The sequence below is a fragment of the Streptomyces xanthochromogenes genome (assembly GCF_014650455.1).
Classification (GTDB): domain Bacteria; phylum Actinomycetota; class Actinomycetes; order Streptomycetales; family Streptomycetaceae; genus Streptomyces; species Streptomyces xanthochromogenes.
In genome coordinates this window covers 761177-781838 of the sequence record NZ_BMUZ01000001.1, presented here as the reverse complement: position 1 = coordinate 781838, position 20662 = coordinate 761177, and the positions used below count along the sequence as shown (strand labels likewise).

Below are 20662 nucleotides of genomic sequence, written 5' to 3'. Positions count from 1 at the left end.
CCTTTGGTGGAGCCTGAAAGACACACGTATGGGAGGCGGCCTAGATGGACGCGGGACTCAAGCGCGAGCTGGAGCAGAAGGTCCGCGCCGGTGAGCGGCTCAGCCGCGAGGACGGCGTCGCGCTCTACGCGTCGGACGATCTGGCCTGGCTCGGCGGGCTCGCCCACGAGGTGCGCACGCGGAAGAACGGCGACGTCGTCCACTTCAACGTGAACCGCCACCTCAACATGACCAACGTGTGCACGGCCTCGTGCGCGTACTGCTCGTTCCAGCGCAAGCCGGGCGAGAAGGACGCGTACACGATGCGCATCGAGGAGGCCGTCCGCCTCGCCAAGGCGATGGAGAACGACAACCTCACCGAGCTGCACATCGTCAACGGGCTCCACCCGACGCTCCCTTGGCGCTACTACCCGCGCTCGCTCAAGGCCCTCAAGGAGGCGCTGCCGAACGTCGGGCTCAAGGCGTTCACGGCGACCGAGATCCACCACTTCGAGACGATCTCCGGCCTGACCGCCTCCGAGATCCTCGACGAGCTGATCGACGCGGGCCTTGAATCGCTGACCGGCGGCGGCGCGGAGATCTTCGACTGGGAGATCCGCCAGCACATCGTGGACCACCGCACGCACTGGGAAGACTGGTCGCGCATCCACCGCCTCGCCCACGAGAAGGGCCTCAAGACCCCGGCGACCATGCTGTACGGGCACATCGAGGAGCCGCGACACCGCGTCGACCACGTGCTGCGGCTGCGCGAGCTCCAGGACGAGACCGGCGGCTTCCAGGTCTTCATCCCGCTGCGCTACCAGCACGACTTCGTCGACATGCAGGACGGCAAGGTCCGCAACAAGCTCCAGGCGCGCACCACGATGGCGACCGGCGCGGAGTCCCTGAAGACCTTCGCGGTCTCGCGCCTGCTGTTCGACAACGTGCCGCACGTGAAGTGCTTCTGGGTCATGCACGGTCTGCAGACCACCCAGCTCGCGCTCCAGCACGGCGCCGACGACATGGACGGCTCGGTCGTCGAGTACAAGATCACGCACGACGCCGACAACTACGGCACCCCGAACAAGCTCACCCGGGACGACCTGCTCGACCTCATCCGCGAGGCCGGCTTCCGCCCGGTCGAGCGCAACACGCGGTACGAGATCATCCGCGAGTACCCGGGCCCGGAAGCGGGGCTGCGCGAAGCGCCCCAGGCCATGCGCTTCTGAGCGAGGTCCCGTGGCACTGACGTTCCGGCTCGACCCGCCGGTCACCCCCGCCCTGCGCGACGGACTCCTCGCCCTGTGGGCGGAGGTGTCCAACGCGGGCGGGGCCGTCGGCTTCGTACCGCCGGTCTCCGTCGAGGACGTACGCCCCGAACTGGTCAAGCACTTCGCGGCGATGGCCGAGGGGCGGATGCGGCTGGTCGTCGGGTTCGACGAGGACGGGCGGGTGGCCGCCACCGCGTTCATCGCGTTCAACACCCACCGCCTGATGACGCACTGGGTGTGGCTCTACACCGTCATGGTGCACCCCCGGCACCAGGGCAACGGGTACGGCCGCGACCTCATGGCGGCGACCGCCGACGCGGTACGGGGAATCGACGGCATCGAGGCGATCCGGCTCACCTGCCGGGGCGGCACCGGCGTCGACCGGTTCTACGGCTCGTGCGGTTACAAGGAGGTCGGGCGGGTGCCCGACGCGATCCGGGTCGCCGTCGGCGACGACCGGGACGACATCATCATGCTGCTGCCCCTGACCTGAGCCCGGGCGGCTTCCCGCCCGCCTAACTGATCCAATTGTGGGCGTGCTTCACTAGTCGGGCAGGGGCCACCGTAGAGAGAAGGTCTGTCGTGAACGCCGCAAAGCCGAGCGCCACCATCTGGTACACCATGCTGCGCGTGGGGATCTTCATCGGCAGTCTGGTGTTCGTCGGCCTGCTGGTCCAGTTCGGCATCGTGCCCAAGGGCAACGGCAACTCGAACATCGTCTGGATCATCCTGCTCGCGCTCGTCATCTCCGCGCCGCTGAGCTTCGTCCTGCTGCGCAAGCAGCGCGACGCGATGTCCGCCCAGATCGTCACCAAGGTGGCGAGCGCCAAGGCGAAGCTGGAAGCGAACCGCACCCAGGAGGACGGCCTCGCCCCGTAGGCCCGCCCGCACCACGCCCACCAGGTGAGACGCCCCGCGTTAGTCACCTCACACATCCCGGTCGGCCCGGGCCCGGAGCACATCGCTCCGGGCCCGGGCCGTCGCCGTTCCCGGGCCCGGGCAAGGGCGTTGCCGGGACGTCGGGGCCCTTGTCGCGGAGCCGCCGGTCATCCCGGGGTAAAAGAACTGCTTTGAGGTCCCCAAAGTTCAAGTGTTAACGTGTTCGACATGAAGACAGCAGCAGTGCACCAGCACCCCACCGGCGGAGCCGTTCCGCTCGTGGCGCGTCTGCATGTCGACCTCTGCCGCTGCATGTCCGCGGTCTGTTGCCGCGACGTCTGACCCCGGCATCATGCGGCGGTGTTTCCCAGCCTTGAGTGACCGGTCCATGTGACCAGTCCCCTGTGAACGGGCGCCGCGCTCAACCCCCTTGAACGTCTCCGTCCTCGCGCACCGGGAGTGTGTCCGTGTCCTCCGCGACCACCGAGGAGAAGCCCAAGTCCGGCTTCTCCATATCCTCGAAGTTCCCCTTCTGGGCCCAGATCATCGCCGGTCTCGTGCTCGGCGGCCTGCTCGGCTGGCTCGCCCGCAGCCAGGACGTCAGCTGGCTGAAGGACACCCTTGAGCAGATCGGCGACATCTTCGTCCAGCTCCTGAAGCTGGCCGTCGCGCCGCTCGTCTTCTTCGCGATCCTGGTGTCGATCACCAACCTGCGCAAGGTCAACAACGCCGCCAGGCTCGCCACCCGCACGCTGCTCTGGTTCATGATCACGTCGCTGATCGCGGTGGCCATCGGCCTCGCCATCGGGCTGCTCACCAACCCCGGCTCGGGCACCGGCCTGACCCCGAAGGACGGCAAGCTGCCCAAGCACACGGGCTCCTGGCTGGACTTCCTGACGGGCATCATCCCGACGGACGTGGTGACGCCGTTCACCGAACTCAACGTCCTGCAGATCGTGTTCATGGCCGCCGTCGCCGGCATCGCCCTGCTGCAGCTCGGCGAGAAGGCCAAGCCGATCCTCACGCTCAGCGAGGCCGTCCTCGAACTCCTCCAGAAGGCCCTGTGGTGGGTCATCCGGCTCGCCCCGCTCGGCACCCTCGGCCTCATCGGCTTCGCCATCGCCGACTACGGCTGGGACCTCATCGGCAAGTACGCCACCTTCACCGCGGACGTCTACATCGGCTGCGCCCTGGTGATGTTCGGCGTGTACCCGCTGCTGCTCGCCACCGTCGCCAAGGTCAACCCGCTGCAGTTCTTCAAGGGTGCCTGGCCCGCGATCCAGCTGGCCTTCGTCTCCCGCTCCTCGGTGGGCACGATGCCGCTGACCCAGAAGGTCACCGAGCGCCTCGGCGTCCCCAAGGAGTACGCCTCCTTCGCGGTGCCGTTCGGCTCCACCACCAAGATGGACGGCTGCGCCGCGATCTACCCGGCGCTCGCGGCGATCTTCATCGCCCAGATCTTCGACGTGCACCTCGGCATCGGTGACTACGTCCTGATCGCCTTCGTGTCGGTCATCGGCTCCGCCGCCACGGCCGGCCTCACCGGTGCCACGGTCATGCTGACCCTGACCCTCTCCACCCTGGGCCTGCCCCTGGAGGGCGTCGGCCTGCTCATGGCCATCGACCCGGTCCTGGACATGATGCGCACGGCCACCAACGTGGCGGGCCAGGCGCTGGTCCCGGTCATCGTGTCGGCCCGGGAGAACATCCTGAACCGCGACGCGTTCGACTCGGTGCACCTGTCGCCCGTGGACGACGAGTACGAGTCCCGCACGACGCCGGAGCAGGCGGAGGAGAAGACTCCGGTCCCGGCCACCGTCTGACCACCCCGCACCACCCGACGCCCGCGCCCCGCCTGCCGGGGGCGCGGGCGTCGGCGTGTGACTGTTCGCGACGGGAGCACCCACGCGTGCGCGTGAAGCTTCTGGCCGGGCGACCGGTGCCATGATGTGGAACCAAGGTCCCTGACTGCACCACCGGAGGAAGCCTTGACCGCCGAACTCCCCGACTGGATGATCCCGCCCCGGCCCAGTGGCTGGGAGGCCGACGACCTCGACCACCTCTCCCAGGCGCCGCGGCACACCGAACTCATCGACGGAGCACTGATCTTCATGATGTCGCCGCAGCGCTCCTGGCACTCCCGGCTGGTGGAGAACACGACTTTTGCCCTGCGGCAGGCCGCTCCCGAAGGATTCGAGGTCGAGCGGGAGATGACCGTCCGGCTCGACAAGAAGAGCCGTCCCGAGCCCGACATTCTGATCGCCACCGTCGCCTACGACCCGGACCGCACCTGGTACGCGCCGGAAGATGTCGCACTGGTCGTCGAGGTCGTCTCCGAGGAATCGGCCGACCGGGACCGTTCCCTCAAGCCGTTCAAGTACGCCCAGGCCGGCATCACCCACTTCTGGCGCATCGAGGACGAGGCCGGGGGGCCCGCCGTCCACACCTACGAACTGGACGCGATGACCAGTACGTACGTACCCACGGGCATCCACCGGGCCCGGCTGACGGTCTCGGTGCCCTTCGCTCTGGACCTCGACCTCAACGGCCTGGTCCCGTAAAGGAGTTATCTGGTCCGGCAGCCCCTTTGCCTTGTTCCGACTCACGGGGCCGTCTACACCAAGACCGGCCGGGTCCCGGCGTCCGGCAAGAGCTGGTTCAAGATCGAGACCAAGGCCGGTACCGATCCGAACCGGACTGAGGGCCTGGCTTCCGACCGCCTGGCAGTGCTCCTTGCCTCGGCCACGGAGCGAGTCGGCGAGGAGACCGTCAACGGCCATCTCACCGAGCAGGCTCCGCCCGCCTCGGCGGTGCTCACCTGGGACGAGTATATGGACGCCTTGATGAAGGGCTGACCCCATGTAAAGGGAAAGTCAAGGCCCTCCTACGATGTAGACGACCATTTCGGCCCTTCTTCGACAACCGGGGAATCACTTGAAGTTCACGCGCATATCCGCACTTGTCGCGTCCGCCGCCATCGCGCCCGCCGTGCTGTTCGCCTCTCCGGCGTTCGCCGCCGACGCGAAGGCGCCCGCTGTTTCGGCGCCGGACGCGGGGGCGAAGACCGCCGAGGAGCAGGCCGTTGCGGACCGCGAGGAGATCCGGCGGCTGATGGCGGCCGACGGCGCCGGGTCGGTCATCAAGGAGCGCGGCACCCAGGCCATCGACGCCGGACCGGCCGCGATGCGGAAGTTCCTCGAAGAGGGCCAGTACAAGGCCCGGTTCGAGGACGACCGGGTGCGGGTCGCGCAGATCGCCAGCGTCGGCGGGCGTTCGGTGCAGCAGGCCGCACGCAAGGCGCTGAACGTGGGCACGCCCGAGGCCATCAAGGAGTTCCTTGAAGTCGGCCAGTTCAAGGCCCGCTTCGACGACTACCGGGTGGAGACGCTGCAGATCATGTACAAGGGCGGGGTCTCGGTGAAGGAAGCCGGCTCCGAGGCGCTCAACGCCAACACCCTGGACGCGCTTGAGCAGTTCATCAAGGTCGGCCAGTTCAAGGCCCACAACATCGACAACCGCGTGGCGGTCACCAGTCTCATCAACGACGGCGGCCCGAAGGTGAAGGCGGCCGGCATCAAGGCGCTTCGCGGCACCCCCGAGGATGTCCAGGCCTTCCTGGACAAGGGCCAGTTCGAGGCGCGCAAGCAGGACGAGGCGGATGCCGCGGCTGCAAAGGACAAGGAAAAGGACAAGGACAAGGACTCCGGCAAGAAGGACGAGGGCAAGGGCAAGCCCGAGCCCGAGGCCTCCAAGGGGACGGCCACCGGCACCGACAAGGGCACGGGTACCGTCACCACCGACGCCGGTGCCAAGCCCGTGACGGCCGCGGACGCCAACGCCCAGGCCACCGCCGGCTCCTCGCTCGCCTCGACCGGTGCGGGCTCCGCGCTGCCGTGGGCCGCGGGCGGCACGGCTGTCGCCCTCGCAGGTGGTGCGGGGCTGCTGGTCGCCGCCCGCCGTCGCCGCGCGTAGCGCTCCGCCGGGGGTGCGGGTGTTCCGGGCGCGGGCCGGTACGGGCGCGCGCCACTCCGTGGCGAACGCCGTGAACGCCGCCCGCGCCTCTGGCGTCACCGCCGGTTGAGGGTTCTGGGGATTCTTCGAGGCGGCCGGGGTCTTCGACCGCCGCCCAAGCCGTTCCGCCGCGCTGTGCCCCCGGGCCTCGATCGGCAGGACTCCCGCCGCGGCGGCCAGGCCGAACGGGGGCATGAACAGGAAGAGGCCGCCCGCCGGTATGGACTGTGAGTCCAGGTCGGCGGGCGGCTTTCGATCAGGTTGCCAGGCCTAGCAGTTGGGGTGCGTGGACTTGCCCGCGAAGCGGTCCGCCAGCCAGTTCGCGGCCGGGATTCCGCCCACCGTCACTCCGCCGATGTGGCCGAGCAGCGGCAGCGCGTGCCACTCCACGTTCGTGCCCTTGGCGCACCAGTCGGTGCGGAGCTGCTGGCCGACCGCGTACGGGATGAGTTCGTCGATCGTGCCGTGGTACAGGTACACCGGCGCGTCCGGGCGGTGCGTGCCGAGCTTGGACTCGGCCAACCGGGCCTGCCAGTCGGGCTGTTGGAGCGGGTTCTTCACCGTCATGTCGGTGATGTGCTTGAACGAGCCCACCGTCGTGTCGATGGCCACGCAGTTGTTCTTGAAGTAGTCGACGAGCGCCTTGCCCGCCGGATTCAGGTACGAGTTCAGGTTCAGCTCGGGGAAGGCCGCGTCCTGGCCGGCCGCCGCCATGAAGATGAGGCCGGAGCCGAGTCCGCCGTCGTTGGAGGAGGCGACCTTCATCAGGTCGGCCGGTACGCCGCCGGTCGCGGTGCCCTTCACCTTCAGGTCCGGCGCGTACGAGTCGTGCAGTTCGGCGGCCCAGCTGCTGGCCTGGCCGCCCTGCGAGTAACCCATGATCCCCACCGGGGAGTTGGCGTCGACGCCGGGGATGCCGAGGCGCTCGGCGGCGCGGGCCGCGTCCAGGACGGCGGTACCCTCGGCGCGGCCGACCGTGTAGGTGTGGTCGCCGGGCGTGCCGAGGCCCTCGTAGTCGGTGACCGCGACCGCCCAGCCGCGCTGGACGACCTGGTTGATCAGGGTGGCCTCGACGGCCGTTCCGTACGGGAAGTTGGCGCTCGGCGCGCACGAGTCGCCGAGCCCGACCGTGCCGACGGCGTACGTCACGACCGGGCGCGGGCCGGTGCGGCCGTCGTTGGGCACGATGACCGTGCCGGAGACGGTGTTCGGGGTTCCCTTGGCGGTGGTGGAGCGGTAAGTGACGTGCCAGGCACGGGTGTTGGTCCACTGGCCGGGCAGCGGGTGGAACTCGGTGGGGGACTGGCTGACGATGTCGCCGGGCGAGGCGGTCGCCGTGTCGTCGGCGAACGCGGTGGGGGTGGCTGCCGAGAGGAGGAGTGCGGCGGTGATGGCACCGGCCACTCTGGTACGGACGTGCATGCGGCTCTCCCAACGGTCCGGTGGGGCGGGGCAGTTGAGGAGAAGGTAGTGACTGACCGGTAGATACGGAGCTGACCGTACCGCTCACCTTCACTGGCCCCGCCGACGACACCGCTCACCTTCACTGGCCCCGCCGACGACACCGCTCACCTTCACTGGCCCCGCCGACCCGATGGCGTCAGTGGTCGAGGCGGTACGCGCCCGGGGTCGTGCCCGTCCAGCGGCGGAAGGCGCGGTGGAAACTGGTGTCCTCCGAGAAGCCGAGCCGGGCAGCGATCTCCGCGATCGGATCGCGGCCCTCGGCCAGGCCCGCGATCGCCGCGTCCCGCCGCACCTCGTCCTTGAGCTGCTGGAACGAGGTGCCCTCGCGGGCGAGGCGGCGGCGCAGGGTGGCCGGGGACATGGCGAGGCGCCCCGCCGTCTCCTCCAGGGTGGGCAGCCGGGGCGAGGCGCGCAGGGCGGCCGCCAGGGCCCGGCCCACCTGCTCGCCCACCGTCGTCCCGTACGCCCGCCGGCTGAGCAGTTCGAACGGGGAGCGGCGCAGCATCTGCCCGAGCGCGGCCTCGTCGCGCACGAGCGGCGCGGTCAGCCAGCGCGCGTCGAACGTGACCTGGGTGCGGGCCTCCCCGAACCGGACCGGGCAGCCGAACAGCGACTCGTACTCCTCCTGGTGCGGGGGCGGCGGATAGCCGAAGGAGGCGCGGGCCAGCGGGATGCGGCGGCCCACCAGCCAGCTGCACAGCCGGTGCCAGATGATGACGAGGCACTCGGTCAGGAACCGGTCCTCGTCCCGGCCCCCGAGGTCGCCCCGCACCGCGAACACCGCCTCGGCGTCCGTCACTTCGAGGGCGAGGTCGGGGCCACCCGCGAACAGGCCGTAGAAGGTGGTGCCGCGCCGCATCGCACCGCCGAGGTCGGGGCAGCCGAGCACGGCGTAACACATCATCGCGAAGGTGCCGGGGCGGCTGGGGGCGCCGCCGAGCCCGAGGAACTCGTCCCCGGTCGCCCGGTACAGGGCCCGGAAGAGCTGGGCGAACTGGGCCGGGGTGACCCGCGCCCGGTCGTCGCCGAGCAGCAGCGGGGGGATGCCGGACGCCTGGAGCAGCGGCACGGTGTCGATGCCGTGCCGCTCGGCGCCGCGCAGCACGGCCCGCACGTGGTGCACGGTGATCGTCGGCTTCGCCATGGTCAACGACGTTAGCCGGGTTGAGCGTTGAGGTCAGCCGGGGTGACGTTTCCCGTCATCCCGCCGCGCCCCGAGCTGAACCTACCGTCGGGTACATGACCCTCCAGAGCCCGCACCAGGAGCCGTCCCCGCGTCCTTCGACGCTCGCCGTGTTCACCGAGTGGGCGGCCGGGCGCCACCCGGACCAGCCGGCCCTGCGGTACCGCGACGCGGGCGGGGAGTGGGTCTCGGTCGGCTACACCGAGCTGCGCGACACCGTGCGGCGCACCGCGCGCGGCCTGCTCGCGCTCGGCATCCGGGCCGGGGACCGGGTGGCGATCCTCTCCGAGACCCGCCCGGAGTGGACGTACGCGCACTTCGCCTGTCTCGCGGCGGGCGCGGTGGTGGTGCCGGTGTATCCGACGGCGGGCGACGAGGAGGCCGCCTGGGTGCTCGCCGACTCCGCCGCGAAGGCCGTCATCTGCGAGGGTCCGGCGGAGGCGGCCCGGGTGGAGGGGCTGCGTGGGAAGCTGCCCGCGCTCTACCACGTCCTTCTGATGACGGGGGAGGGAGCGCCGGAAGGGCCGGCCGGGCCGCTCGCCGGCCTCGCGGCCCGGGCCGAGGCGGTGCCGCTCCCCGATCTGCTGGCCCGCGCCGAAGCCGTGCGTCCCGACGACGATGCCGAGCTCGTCTACACCTCCGGCACCACCGGCCTGCCCAAGGGCTGCCGGCTCACGCACGGGAACATGGGCGCGGTCCAGGACGCCACGCTGCACCTCATCGAGGGCGGTCACGGCGACCGCACGTACCTCTATCTGCCCCTCGCGCATCTGCTCGCCCAGCTCATCCAGTTCTCCACGCTCCTGTACGGGGGCGAGCTCTGCTACTTCGGCGGCCGGATCGAGGACGTCGTCGGCGAGCTGGCCGAGGCACAGCCCACCCATCTGCCCTCCGTACCAAGGCTGTTCGAGAAGGTCTACTCCGTGGTGCGTTCGCTCGCGGAGGCCAAGGAGGGCGGCGGGGAGCGCTTCGACGCGGCGGTCGCCATCGGCGTCCTCGCGGCGGATGGCCGGCTTCCGTCCGAACGCCAGGAGGAGTACGAAGCCGCCGACGCCTCGCTGTTCGGCCTGGTCCGGGCGGCCTTCGGCGGGCGCCTGCGCTGGGCACTCACCGGCGGCGCCCCGATCGACCCGACGGTCCTGGACTTCCTGCGGGCCTGCGGAATCCGGGTCTTCGAGGGCTACGGCATGACCGAGTCCGCCGGCGTGATCTCGCTGAACCACCCGGGGGCCGTGCGGTACGGCACGGTGGGGCGGCCGGTGCGGGGATGCGAGGTGAGGATCGCGGACGACGAGGAGGTGCTCGCCCGGGGCCCGATGGTCTTCCCGGGCTACCACGCGAACGCCCTGGGCACGGCCGAGGCACTGGACGCGGAAGGGTGGCTGCACACGGGGGACCTGGGGGCACTCGACGCGGACGGTTACCTGACGATCACCGGCCGCAAGAAGGACCTGATCATCACGTCCGCCGGGAAGAACCTGACCCCCTCGCACGTCGAGCTGGCCATCGAGCGGTCCCGATTCGTCTCGCACGCGGTGATGGTCGGCGACCGGCGCCCGTATCCGGTCGCGCTGATCACGGTGGACGGGCAGGAGACGGCGGGGCGGCGGCCGGATGAGGTCCGCGAGCTGGTCCACGAGGCCGTCGAGGCCGCCAACGCCGCGGTGTCCCGGCCGGCGAGGATCAGGGAGTTCGCGGTCCTTCCGCAGGACTTCACCGTGGAGAGCGGGGAGCTGACCCCGACGCTCAAGGTGCGGCGCCGGGTGGTCATCGAGCGGTACGCGGCCGAGATCGAGGGCCTGTACCGCTGAGCGGCTCCGTACCGGGCGGCCAGGGGCCGCCGGGAGCCACGGGCGCGCGAGCCACGGGCGCGCGAGGCACGGGCGCGTGGAGCAAAAGGCAGGAGCCCCGGTCCTCGCGGACGGGGCTCCTTGGGTACTGCTAAGTCAGCGATCGCCAACCCGGAGAAGTTAGGCCGGGGTGACGTTCTCCGCCTGCGGGCCCTTCGGGCCCTGGGTGACGTCGAAGTTCACGACCTGGTTCTCCTCCAGGGAGCGGAAACCAGACGCGTTGATCGCGGAGTAGTGGACGAAGACATCCGGGCCGCCGCCGTCCTGGGCGATGAAGCCGAAGCCCTTTTCAGCGTTGAACCACTTCACGGTTCCGGTAGCCATAAGCCCTCCTTGGGCCAAAGGGTTGCCCTGCTCCAGAACCTGCAAACAAGTCTGAAAACTACAAAAGCCTGCGGGTTACATGCTCCGCAGGCTCTGTACTGCAAGGGAAACCAAACTGCAACTTGCGCTGAGCGTAGCACGCAGCTCAGCCGCGGCGGTAGAGGGAAAGATCACTTCGGCCGCACGTTTGGCCCGGGGCCGGGCGGGTGATCAATCACGCTTCCCGGAGGCACCGCGCGGCACTCCCGGGAGGGGCCGGACAGGGCCCGGCGCGGTCCACGAAGTGGGACGGGTCTAGCCTCGCCATGTGGACAATTCAACCAGCCCCCAGCGTCAAGGCGGCCGGCCGCGCGTCGGTCACATCCAGTTCCTCAACTGTCTGCCCCTGTACTGGGGCCTGGCACGGACGGGCACGCTGCTCGACCTGGAGCTGACCAAGGACAGCCCGGAGAAGCTCAGCGAGCAGCTGGTGAAGGGCGAGCTGGACATCGCGCCGATCACCCTCGTGGAGTTCCTGCGCAACGCGGACGACCTGGTCGCCTTCCCCGACATCGCGGTGGGCTGCGACGGGCCCGTCATGTCCTGCGTGATCGTCTCGCAGCGGCCCCTGGATGACCTGGACGGGGCGCGGGTGGCGCTCGGCTCCACCTCGCGGACCTCCGTACGTCTGGCGCAGCTCCTGCTCGCCGAGCGGTACGAGGTGACCCCGGACTACTACACGTGCCCGCCCGACCTCGGCCTGATGATGCGCGAGGCGGACGCGGCGGTGCTGATCGGGGACGCCGCGCTGCGGGCCTCGCTGCACGACGCCCCGCGGCTCGGGCTCCAGGTGCACGACCTGGGCGCGATGTGGAAGGAGTGGACGGGTCTGCCGTTCGTCTTCGCGGTGTGGGCGGCCCGCAAGGACTACCTGGCCCGCGAGCCCGAGCTCGTCCAGCAGGTGCACGAGGCGTTCCTCGCCTCGCGCGACCTCTCGCTCGAAGAGGTCACCAAGGTCGCCGAGCAGGCCGCCCGCTGGGAGGTCTTCGACGCCGAGCTCCTGGAGCGTTACTTCACGACGCTCGACTTCCGCTTCGGCGCCCAACAGCTGCAAGGCGTGCGGGAGTTCGCCCGCCGCACCGGGCCGACGACCGGGTTCGCCGCGGACGTCGACGTGGAGCTGCTCGCGCCGTAACCGGCGTGCGGGCACGCCGCCGCACGCGGTTCCGGGAGCGGGCCCGGCCCCGGTCAGGAGGAGGGGACCGGGGCGAGCATCTGCTTGCTGATCCACTCCATGGTTCCCTCGCCCATGCCCTTCACGTAGGTGTGGGCGTTGTGGGTGCCGTCCGGGATCACCTGGAGGCGGGTCTTCACCGGGCCCTTGCCGTAGGTGGCGATGAACTGCTTCACCTTGGGCACGACGGTGCCCTCCTTGGTGCCCACCTGGAAGGCGAGCGCGACTTCGGGGCCCTTCCTGTCGATGAGGTCCTGGGCGAGCTTCTCCGGGTTGTTCGCCTGCTTCTCCGCGTCGTGTCCCGCCCACAGCGGGGAGTCCGGCACGATGTCCGGGCCCGAGGCGATCGCGGCCTTGAACAGATCGGGCCGCTTGAGCACCGACTTCAGGCCGACGAAGCCGCCCGACGACGAGCCCATGAACGCCCAGCCGTCGCGGGACTTGAAGGTGCGGAAGTTGGCCCGCACCAGGTCCGGCACGTCCTCGGTCATCCAGGTGCCCATCTTCGGCTGCCCCGGGATGTCACTGCCGTCGTAGTAGTGCTTGGCGTCCGGGTTGAGGACCGGCATGACGACGATGAACGGCAGGCTCTTGCCGGTCTTGGACCACTCGGAGATGCTGCTCTGCAGCTTGAGGTCGGTGCCCATCCAGTAGTTCTTGGGGTAACCGTTTCCGCCGGGCAGCGCGATGAGCACCGGGAAGCCGCTGTTCCGGTACTTCTCGTCGAAGTACTGCTTGGGCGCCCACACCCACACCTTGCCGGTGAAGCCGGACTTCGCGCCCTTGAGCGTCGTCACGCCGATCTTGGTGCCGTCACCGAGACTGCTCTGCGTGGTGAACTCGGCCTTCGGCCCGGTCGGCAGCTGGGTCTGGGCCGCGGCCCCGTTCTTCCCGGCCGGGTCGTCCTTCGCCGATGCGGCGCCGTTCTTCTGGCCGCCCTGCGCCGAGGCGCCGGCCGACGGGCTGCTCGGGCCCGAGTCGAAGCTGACCGGCTTGCCCTCGTCGGAGCAGCCGGTGACCAGCAGGACCGCGCCGGTGACGGCGGCCGCTATCAGGGCGGCGGGACGACGACGGTTCATTCTGGGGCTCCGGTGATCTGTGGTTCTGGGCACGGGCGTTCCGGGCTGAGCGAGGGCGGCGTACGAGCGGTGTTTCGGGTGATTGCGCACGAACTACGCCATTCAAGAGGGCGGAACAAGCCACCAGGTTCGCTCATGCGCGCATCGGATCGGTCTCGTTCGAGGGTGATCCCGCGCACGTACGCCTCTACGCTGCTGTGCGACCGGCTTGACCAGGGGGACGTTGGGGGAACACCGGATGCAGTCGTTGCAGCCGCTGGAAGCGGGCGAACCACGCACGATCGGTGCCTACCGGCTGCTCGGCCGGCTCGGTGCGGGCGGCATGGGCCGGGTCTATCTGGGCCGCAGCGCGGGCGGCCGCACGGTCGCGGTCAAGGTGGTGCACCCGCACTTCGCCCTGGACGAGCAGTTCCGGGCGCGCTTCCGGCACGAGGTCCAGGCGGCCCGGCGGGTGGGCGGCCTGTGGACCGCCCCGGTCCTGGACGCGGACCCGGACGCACCGGTCCCGTGGGTGGCGACGGGCTATGTCGCCGGCCCCTCGCTCACCCAGGCCGTCCAGGACCGCGGCCCGCTTCCCGCCCACTCCGTACGCGTGCTCGGCGCGGGCCTGGCCGAGGCGCTGGCCGCGGTGCACGCGCTCGGCCTCGTCCACCGGGACGTGAAGCCGTCGAACGTGCTGCTCACCCTCGACGGGCCCCGCCTGATCGACTTCGGCATCGCCCGCGCCACCGACGGCACCGCATCCCTCACCGCCTCCGGCGTCTCCATCGGCTCGCCCGGCTACATGTCGCCCGAGCAGATCCTGGGCCGGGGCGTGACCGGCGCGGCCGACGTCTTCTCGCTCGGCGCGGTCCTCGCGTACGCGGCGACCGGTGAGCCGCCGTTCCCCGGCGACTCCTCGGCGGCCCTGCTCTACAAAGTGGTGCACGGGTCGCCCGAGCTCGGCGCGGGTCTCACCGGCGAGCTGCGCGAGACGGTCGCCGCCTGCCTCGCCAAGGACCCGGCCGCCCGCCCGGCGCCGGCCGCACTCGCGGCCCGCCTGGCCCCGGCGGGGGCCGCCGCACTGGTCCAGGACGGCTGGCTGCCGGGCCCGCTGGTCGAGGAGGTCAGCCGGTCCGCGGTGCGGCTGCTCGACCTGGAGCCCGAGGAGCCGGAGGGCGGCTCGGGCCCGATTCCCTTCAGCAGCGCGTCAGTTGGGGCAGTCGCGGAGCCGGATACCGGCCCGGCCTCCGCCTCCGTCGGCGTCTTCGGGCCGCCCGACGCCTCCTACGGCCGGGCGGCGGGCCCCCTGCCCGGCCCCCGCACACCCCCGCCGCCCACGGCCCCGCCGCGCGTGGCCCTGTCCGTGGCGACCGCCGCCGAACCGGGTGAGCAGGGCCGCGGACGCCGGGTCAGCTGCACGGTGGCCCTCGCCGTCGCGGGCGCGCTCGCCGCGGTCACGGTCGGCTCCGCGTTCCTCTTCGACCTGCTGCCGGGCCACGGCGGCGACGCCACCAACACGGGCGCTCAGCCGCCCGCCTCCACCTCGACGGCCGGCTCCCAACAGGCCGCCGTGCCAAGCGGGTTCATCGGCACGTGGAAGGGTGAACTCACCCAGGACAACGGCACCTCCGGGTACCTGTACACGGCGGTGATCAGCAGGGGCGCCACGGGCGCGGACGTCGTGCACACGACGACCACCCTCGGCCCGCTCGAATGCCACGGCGTCGGCCGACTGGACTCGGCGACCGGCCAGGTCCTGCACATCACCGAGCGCGCCGACCCCGCGAAGCCCGGCACCATCGGCTGCACCGGCGCCACGGCGACGATGACGTACACCCTCCAGGCCGACGGCAGACTCCGCTTCGAGTCCCAGGAGGCGGCCGCGGGGCGGCCCACCGCGACACTGACGAAGGCGGGCGGCTGACCCGGGCCCGCGATGAGGACGGCGGTGTCCGGTGGGCGCTCGCGGCGCCCCGACGGCAGGACGGGCTGCCGGGCAGGCGCGCCGCCGGGCACCCTGGTCCCGTGAACACGACTCCGGTGCACACGACGCTCACCCTCGCCGCCGCCGCATGGGGCGCGGGCGCGGGATACCTGCTGGGCCGCCCCCGCTACCGGCTCTCCGTCGAACCCGGTGAGCCCTGGCGGGACGACTGCCCGGCCGGGCATCCGCTGGCCGGATGGCTCGGCCCCGCCCGGTGCCGGGACTGTGACGCGGGGGCGGTCCACGGGCGGCCGCTGCGCGCGGTGCTGGTCGGCGCGTTCGCCTGCGCCGCGCTCGCCGCCGCCACCGGGGCCCGTCCGGAACTCGCGGTCTGGCTGCTGCTCGCCCCCTGCGCGGTGCTGCTCTGCCTCGTCGACCTGGCCGTACGCAGACTCCCGGACGTCCTCACCCTCCCGCTCGCCGGAGCCGCAGCCGCCCTGCTCGGCCTCGCCGCACTGCTGCCCGGGCACGCCGGGTCCTGGTCCACCGCGCTGCTCGGCGGGCTCGCGCTCGGCGGCGGCTACCTCGTGCTCTTCCTGATCAACCCGGCGGGCCTGGGCTTCGGCGATGTGAAGCTCGCACTCGGGCTCGGCACCGCCCTGGGCTGGTACGGCTGGCCCGTCCTGCTCGCCGGGGCGCTGCTCGGGCTCGTGCTCGGCGCGGTGTACGGGGTGGGGCTCCTGCTGTTCCGCCGGGCGAGCCGCAAGGCCGCGTTCCCGCTGGGTCCGTTCCTGATCGCCGGGGCACTCGGCGGGCTGCTGCTCGGCGGGGCCGCCGGGTGAGACCGGGGTGCGTCGCGGACCCCGGGCAGCGGGCCGATACGGCTGGCGTACGCTGGATCGGTCTGCCCGTAACCCCTAGAAAGGGACACCCCCGGTGACTGAGAAGGCCGATCTTCAGTCCGTTCTCGACCGTGCCGCTGAGGGTGGGCGGATCACCCCGGAGGAAGCGCTCGACCTGTACCGGTCCGCGCCGCTGCACGCGCTCGGCGCCGCCGCCGACGCGGCGCGCCGCCGCAGGTACGCGGGTACCGAGCACATCGCGACGTACATCATCGAGCGGAACATCAACTACACGAACGTCTGCGTGACGGCGTGCAAGTTCTGCGCGTTCTACGCCGCCCCCAAGGACACTGCCAAGGGCTGGACCCGCGACCTCGACGACATCCTGCGCCGCTGCGCGGAGACGATCGAGCTCGGCGGCACCCAGATCATGTTCCAGGGCGGCCACCACCCGGACTTCGGCGTCGAGTACTACGAGGAACACTTCTCGGCGATCAAGAAGGCCTACCCGCAGCTGGTCATCCACTCCCTCGGCGCGTCCGAGGTCGAGCACATGGCCCGCATCTCCAAGGTGAGCGTGGAGGAGGCCATCAGCCGCATCCACGCCGCGGGGCTCGACTCGTTCGCCGGGGCCGGTGCCGAGCTGCTGCCCGAGCGGCCGCGCAAGGCGATCGCCCCGCTCAAGGAGTCCGGCGAGCGCTGGCTGGAGATCATGGAGACCGCGCACGGTCTGGGTGTCGAGTCGACCTCCACCATGCTGATGGGCACCGGCGAGACCAACGCCGAGCGCATCGAGCACCTGCGCATGATCCGGGACGTGCAGGACCGTACGGGCGGCTTCCGCGCCTTCATCCCGTACACCTACCAGCCCGAGAACAACCACCTCAAGGGCCGCACCCAGGCGACCCTGTTCGAGTACCTGCGCATGATCGCCATCGCGCGGCTCTTCTTCGACAACGTCGCCCACATCCAGGGCTCCTGGCTCACCACCGGCAAGGAGGTCGGCCAGCTGTCGCTGCACTACGGCGCCGACGACCTCGGCTCGGTGATGCTGGAGGAGAACGTCGTCTCGTCGGCCGGTGCCAAGCACCGCTCCAACCTCATCGAGATGATCGACATGATCCGGAAGGCGGACCGGGTGCCCGCCCAGCGCGCCACCACCTACGAACACCTCGTCGTGCACGAGGACCCGGCGAACGACCCGGTCGACACCCGTGTCCAGTCGCACATCTCCTCGACCGCGATCGAGGGCGGCACCGCCCACCCGGAGCTCAAGCTCCTCGCCTCCAACTGAGGCTGTGGTCCTGAGGTGTTGACGATCCACGCCGCCGAGCTGCTGCTGCCCGGGGACCGCGAGCCGGTCCCGGGCGGCGCGGTCCTCGTCGACGGCGACCGGATCGCGATGATCGGGCCGTACGAGGACGTGGCCGCCGCGCACCCCGCCGCCCGCGTCCGGCGCTGGCCCGGCGTGCTCACGCCCGGCCTGCTCAACCGGCACGGCACGGCCCTCCTTGAGCACACCTACTTCCCGGACGACCCCTTCGAGCTCGACGAGCTGGGCAGCGAGCCGATCACCGGTGCCGCGCTCGCCGACCTCGCGCCCGGCGAGTCCCGCCGGGGCAACAGCGCCCGCCGCTGCACCCAGAAGCTCCTGGCCCGCGGTGTGGTGGCGGTGGCGGCGCGGCTCACCACGCCTGCGGTGCGAACTGCCGTGCACCGGGCGGGACTTGAGGTCGTCCCCATGCCCGACGCCGAGGGCCCGGCCGCCCTCGACCCGTTCGCCGACGCCGAGCCCGCCGACGCCTTCCGGGCGCCGCTCGCGGTGGACGGTCCCGCCCGCTTCGCCGTCTTCGCCGCACCGGACGCGGTGGCGCTCGCCGCGCGGGGGGCCGGGACGTGTATCGCCACCGTCATCGGCGGGCGACTGCGGCATCGCCGCGCTTAGCTCCGCTCGGGGGCGTGTCCGCGTGCCGGGGCCGCCGCTTTTTGCGCAGTTCCTCGCGCCCCGAAATGCCCTGGTGCCGGCCGGCACCTAGGGCATTTCAGCCTGTCCGGCGATTGAGGACGAGCGCCGTTCAGGCGCGAACGGGGGTCTGGGGGCGGAGCCCCCAGGGGCACTTCACCCCCCGGAGGGTTTAGGGAAGGGGCGGGGTGGGGCCATCTCCAGGGGTCCGCGGCGGAGCCCCGGTGGCCGCGCCCCGCTGGGACAGGGCCTTCGCGAAGGCGCCCGGCTCCTGGTCGACGCCGCTGCAATTGGCCTGCGCCACAGCCGAGTCGACCCCGCCGCCGCACTTCTGATCGCGGTACGTCACCCACATCGAGAGCCGTCCCACGCCCTTGTCCCGGGCGAACTCCCGTACCTTCGCGGCATCGTCGAGCGTGAACGTCTCGCCCTTCACATCGTTGACGCCGATCATCGAGGTGACCCCGAGGCCCTGCCAGGCCGCGCGGTCCGAAAGCCCCAGGACCGCCTTGAGCTGTCCCTGGGCGGCGGTGGCGGCCCGAACCGCGTAGTCGCCCATGTTCCCGCCGAACGACGTGCCGTAGTTCATCGTCATGACGTTGACCGTCGAGATCCGTACGCCGTGCTCCTCGGCCGACTTGAGCAACGCCGTCGCCTGGGGTGTGAGCCCCGTCGGCATCGCCGCGAGCGTGAAGGTCACCTTGAGCCCGGCGCGCTGCTTCTGGAGCAGGGCTATCGCCTCGGCGCGCCGGGCGAGCGCGGCCCGGTCGGTGAGGGCCGCGCCCTCGACGTCGAAGTCGGCCTCGGCGGAGCCGGCCGCGTCGAGGGCCGAGCCGTAGGCGGCGGCCAGTTGGGCCGGGGTACGGCAGGTGAGCGCCAGTTCCTTGCCGGCCTGCCCGCCGAACGACACCCGCACCGCGGCGCCCGACTTCTTCAGGGCGGCCGCGCGGTCCTTCACGTCACGGTCCACGATCGCGGTGTCGTCGTCCCACACCGCACGGCAGGTGCTGCCGTGGGCGACGACGAAGGCCAGGTTGTAGACGGCGGGGTTGCCGACCGCGTCGGTCGCGGCGGGGGTGGTGGCGCTCACGTAGGGGGAGTACGTGTCCGTCAGCGCGCCCGGGGTGGCCGCCGAAGCCGTCGCGGCGGACTCGGCCGGGGCGCCCGGAGTCGAGGAGCACCCCGCGCACACCAGCGCGGCCAAGGCGCCTGCCCCGGCGACCGGCACCCTCAGGAAACTCCGCATGTCGTGTGCTCCCGCTCTCGTGGTTCCGGGCCCCCGTGGCACGGAAAGCAGAATGTACGTGGCCCGGCTGTGCCGGTGAGGCCCGGGCGCCGGGATGGGGCCCGGGTACTGCTTGAATGGGCGGCGTGACCCGCGCATCCCTGGACAAGCAGCCGCACGAAGTCGCCTCGATGTTCGACGACGTCGCGGCACACTACGACCTCACCAACGACGTGCTCTCCCTCGGCCAGGCCCGGCTCTGGCGCAAGGCGGTCGCGCAGGCGGTCGACGCGCGGCCCGCGCAGAAGGTGCTCGACCTCGCGGCCGGCACGGCCACGTCCTCGCGGCCCTTCGCCGCGGCCGGGGCGTACACGGTGCCGTGCGACTTCTCCCTCGGGATGCTGAAGGTCGGCAAGGAGCGCCAGCCCCACATGCCGTTCACGGCGGGCGACGCGACGAAGCTGCCGTTCCGCGACGACACGTTCGACGCGGTGACGATCTCGTTCGGGCTGCGGAACGTGCAGGACACGGACGCCGCGCTGCGCGAGATGTACCGGGTGACGAAGCCGGGCGGCCGCGTCGTGATCTGCGAGTTCTCGCAGCCCACGTGGAAGCCGTTCCGGACGGTGTACACGGAGTACCTGATGCGCGCGCTGCCGCCGGTCGCGACGGCCGTGTCCTCCAACCCGGAGGCGTACGTCTACCTCGCGGAGTCCATCCGGGCATGGCCCGCCCAGGACGCGCTCGCCGCCCGGCTGCAGGGTGCCGGCTGGTCCAAGGTGGCATGGCGCAACTTGACGGGCGGGGTCGTCGCCCTGCACCGGGGCTTCAAGGCGTAACGGGCGCGGCCGGGGGCGCTGCCCCCGGAGCCCCGCGTCTCAACCACCCAGCCCCAGGCGGAAGCACAGCGCATCCACCCCCAGCCTCTGGGACGGGTACGTCCTGGACAGCGTCATCCCCAGGCGCTCCGTCACCGCCACCGAACGGGCGTTCCCGGGATGGACCATCGCCACCACCTGCGGGACGCCCGCGGCGCGTACGCGGGTCAGGGTCGTGCGGGCCGCCGCCGTCGCGTAGCCGCGGCCCCAGTGGGTGCGGGCCAGGCGCCAGCCGATCTCGATCTCGCCGACCGGGCCCCAGTCGTCCAGGGGCCAGGGCTGGGCGCCGGTGAAGCCGATGACCTCGTCGTCCTCGTCGAGCATCGTCCAGAGGCAGAAGCCGTGTTCGGCGTCGTGCTTGCGCTGGCGGGCGGTCAGTTCCTCGTACACGGAGACCTCCGCCGCACGGCCCCCGTGGAACTCCATCACCTCCGGGTCGTCGAACACCCGGTGCCAGGCGTACGCGTCCTCCTCCGTGGGGACCCGCAGCCGTACTGCGGGCAGGGACTTCTCCGGTACCGAGGACTCGGGGGACACAGAGCTCATGGCGTGGGCAACCCTTCGCGATGTCGATCAACAGCCACCCATAGACTGC

General features: G+C 71.3%; 20 protein-coding genes. 14 read left to right on the top strand and 6 right to left on the bottom strand.

The genetic code is table 11. The features are described 5' to 3' along the window. Positions 1-44: 44 nt before the first annotated feature. The 7 genes from mqnE to IE267_RS03560 all read left to right on the top strand — a co-directional run bounded on the left by mqnE (position 45) and on the right by IE267_RS03560 (position 6101). A complete protein-coding gene (gene mqnE / locus IE267_RS03585; protein WP_161252338.1) occupies positions 45-1208 on the top strand; it encodes an aminofutalosine synthase MqnE in 1164 nt (387 codons plus the stop codon). 10 nt (positions 1209-1218) lie between these two features. Further along, the gene (locus IE267_RS03580; RefSeq protein ID WP_167157786.1) at positions 1219-1743 is read left to right on the top strand and encodes a GNAT family N-acetyltransferase; all 525 of its coding nucleotides are present in this window, start codon (positions 1219-1221) and stop codon (positions 1741-1743) included. A gap of 89 nt (positions 1744-1832) precedes the next feature. After that, positions 1833-2129 carry a DUF4229 domain-containing protein gene (locus tag IE267_RS03575; protein WP_161248467.1) on the top strand — a complete coding sequence of 99 codons (297 nt, stop codon included), beginning with the start codon at positions 1833-1835 and terminating at the stop codon, positions 2127-2129. Positions 2130-2590: 461 nt separating this feature from the next. Continuing rightward, positions 2591-3952: a dicarboxylate/amino acid:cation symporter gene (locus IE267_RS03570; protein WP_189762096.1), complete on the top strand. Its 1362-nt coding sequence runs from the start codon at positions 2591-2593 to the stop codon at positions 3950-3952. Positions 3953-4141: 189 nt separating this feature from the next. Next, entirely contained in the window at positions 4142-4690 is a 549-nt protein-coding gene (locus tag IE267_RS03565; RefSeq protein ID WP_161252354.1) for a Uma2 family endonuclease, read from the top strand. A 165-nt stretch (positions 4691-4855) separates the two neighbouring features. Further along, complete coding sequence (locus tag IE267_RS40070; protein WP_267907221.1) at positions 4856-4984, top strand: hypothetical protein; 129 nt, start codon at positions 4856-4858, stop codon at positions 4982-4984. Positions 4985-5063: 79 nt separating this feature from the next. Then, entirely contained in the window at positions 5064-6101 is a 1038-nt protein-coding gene (locus tag IE267_RS03560; RefSeq protein ID WP_189762095.1) for an ALF repeat-containing protein, read from the top strand. 309 nt (positions 6102-6410) lie between these two features. Here IE267_RS03560 and IE267_RS03555 read toward each other — a convergent pair whose 3' ends face one another. Together IE267_RS03555 and IE267_RS03550 are read right to left on the bottom strand one after the other, a co-directional pair. Then, positions 6411-7562: a lipase family protein gene (locus IE267_RS03555; protein WP_161252348.1), complete on the bottom strand. Its 1152-nt coding sequence runs from the start codon at positions 7560-7562 to the stop codon at positions 6411-6413. A gap of 178 nt (positions 7563-7740) precedes the next feature. Next, a complete protein-coding gene (locus IE267_RS03550; RefSeq protein WP_189762094.1) occupies positions 7741-8748 on the bottom strand; it encodes an AraC family transcriptional regulator in 1008 nt (335 codons plus the stop codon). Positions 8749-8843: 95 nt separating this feature from the next. Here IE267_RS03550 and IE267_RS03545 point away from each other — a divergent pair, with 95 nt between their 5' ends. Then, positions 8844-10598: an AMP-dependent synthetase/ligase gene (locus IE267_RS03545; RefSeq protein WP_189762093.1), complete on the top strand. Its 1755-nt coding sequence runs from the start codon at positions 8844-8846 to the stop codon at positions 10596-10598. A gap of 159 nt (positions 10599-10757) precedes the next feature. On the opposite strand, the gene IE267_RS03540 is transcribed toward IE267_RS03545, so the two are convergent. Then, entirely contained in the window at positions 10758-10961 is a 204-nt protein-coding gene (locus IE267_RS03540) for a cold-shock protein (protein WP_003967102.1), read from the bottom strand. A gap of 307 nt (positions 10962-11268) precedes the next feature. Here IE267_RS03540 and IE267_RS03535 point away from each other — a divergent pair, with 307 nt between their 5' ends. Continuing rightward, positions 11269-12135, top strand: a complete 867-nt coding sequence (locus tag IE267_RS03535; protein ID WP_189762092.1) for a menaquinone biosynthetic enzyme MqnA/MqnD family protein — start codon at positions 11269-11271, stop codon at positions 12133-12135. A 53-nt stretch (positions 12136-12188) separates the two neighbouring features. On the opposite strand, the gene IE267_RS03530 is transcribed toward IE267_RS03535, so the two are convergent. Beyond that, entirely contained in the window at positions 12189-13253 is a 1065-nt protein-coding gene (locus IE267_RS03530; protein WP_167157768.1) for an alpha/beta hydrolase, read from the bottom strand. 247 nt (positions 13254-13500) lie between these two features. On the opposite strand from IE267_RS03530, the gene IE267_RS03525 reads away from it, so the two are divergent. The 4 genes from IE267_RS03525 to IE267_RS03510 all read left to right on the top strand — a co-directional run bounded on the left by IE267_RS03525 (position 13501) and on the right by IE267_RS03510 (position 17946). Then, positions 13501-15159 carry a serine/threonine-protein kinase gene (locus IE267_RS03525; RefSeq protein WP_189762170.1) on the top strand — a complete coding sequence of 553 codons (1659 nt, stop codon included), beginning with the start codon at positions 13501-13503 and terminating at the stop codon, positions 15157-15159. Between the two features lie 101 nt (positions 15160-15260). Continuing rightward, a complete protein-coding gene (locus IE267_RS03520; RefSeq protein ID WP_229860611.1) occupies positions 15261-16001 on the top strand; it encodes a prepilin peptidase in 741 nt (246 codons plus the stop codon). Between the two features lie 94 nt (positions 16002-16095). After that, complete coding sequence (gene mqnC / locus IE267_RS03515) at positions 16096-17295, top strand: cyclic dehypoxanthinyl futalosine synthase (protein WP_189762091.1); 1200 nt, start codon at positions 16096-16098, stop codon at positions 17293-17295. A 15-nt stretch (positions 17296-17310) separates the two neighbouring features. After that, entirely contained in the window at positions 17311-17946 is a 636-nt protein-coding gene (locus IE267_RS03510; RefSeq protein WP_189762090.1) for an imidazolonepropionase-like domain-containing protein, read from the top strand. 190 nt (positions 17947-18136) lie between these two features. Here IE267_RS03510 and IE267_RS03505 read toward each other — a convergent pair whose 3' ends face one another. Then, the gene (locus IE267_RS03505) at positions 18137-19210 is read right to left on the bottom strand and encodes a chitinase (RefSeq protein ID WP_229860609.1); all 1074 of its coding nucleotides are present in this window, start codon (positions 19208-19210) and stop codon (positions 18137-18139) included. 125 nt (positions 19211-19335) lie between these two features. Here IE267_RS03505 and IE267_RS03500 point away from each other — a divergent pair, with 125 nt between their 5' ends. Next, positions 19336-20028: a demethylmenaquinone methyltransferase gene (locus IE267_RS03500; RefSeq protein ID WP_167157761.1), complete on the top strand. Its 693-nt coding sequence runs from the start codon at positions 19336-19338 to the stop codon at positions 20026-20028. 39 nt (positions 20029-20067) lie between these two features. Here the strand turns inward: IE267_RS03500 and IE267_RS03495 are convergent, their stop codons facing one another. Further along, a complete protein-coding gene (locus IE267_RS03495) occupies positions 20068-20613 on the bottom strand; it encodes a GNAT family N-acetyltransferase (RefSeq protein ID WP_161249769.1) in 546 nt (181 codons plus the stop codon). Between the last annotated feature and the right edge of the window lie 49 nt (positions 20614-20662).

Coding starts and splice junctions, on each gene's coding strand:
- mqnE (WP_161252338.1), top strand. CDS start 45: ATGGACGCGGGACTCAAGCGCGAGCTGGAGCAGAAGGTCCGCGCCGGT.
- IE267_RS03565 (WP_161252354.1), top strand. CDS start 4,142: ATGATCCCGCCCCGGCCCAGTGGCTGGGAGGCCGACGACCTCGACCAC.
- IE267_RS03555 (WP_161252348.1), bottom strand. CDS start 7,562: ATGCACGTCCGTACCAGAGTGGCCGGTGCCATCACCGCCGCACTCCTC.
- IE267_RS03550 (WP_189762094.1), bottom strand. CDS start 8,748: ATGGCGAAGCCGACGATCACCGTGCACCACGTGCGGGCCGTGCTGCGC.
- IE267_RS03545 (WP_189762093.1), top strand. CDS start 8,844: ATGACCCTCCAGAGCCCGCACCAGGAGCCGTCCCCGCGTCCTTCGACG.
- IE267_RS03540 (WP_003967102.1), bottom strand. CDS start 10,961: ATGGCTACCGGAACCGTGAAGTGGTTCAACGCTGAAAAGGGCTTCGGC.
- IE267_RS03530 (WP_167157768.1), bottom strand. CDS start 13,253: ATGAACCGTCGTCGTCCCGCCGCCCTGATAGCGGCCGCCGTCACCGGC.
- IE267_RS03505 (WP_229860609.1), bottom strand. CDS start 19,210: ATGCGGAGTTTCCTGAGGGTGCCGGTCGCCGGGGCAGGCGCCTTGGCC.
- IE267_RS03495 (WP_161249769.1), bottom strand. CDS start 20,613: ATGAGCTCTGTGTCCCCCGAGTCCTCGGTACCGGAGAAGTCCCTGCCC.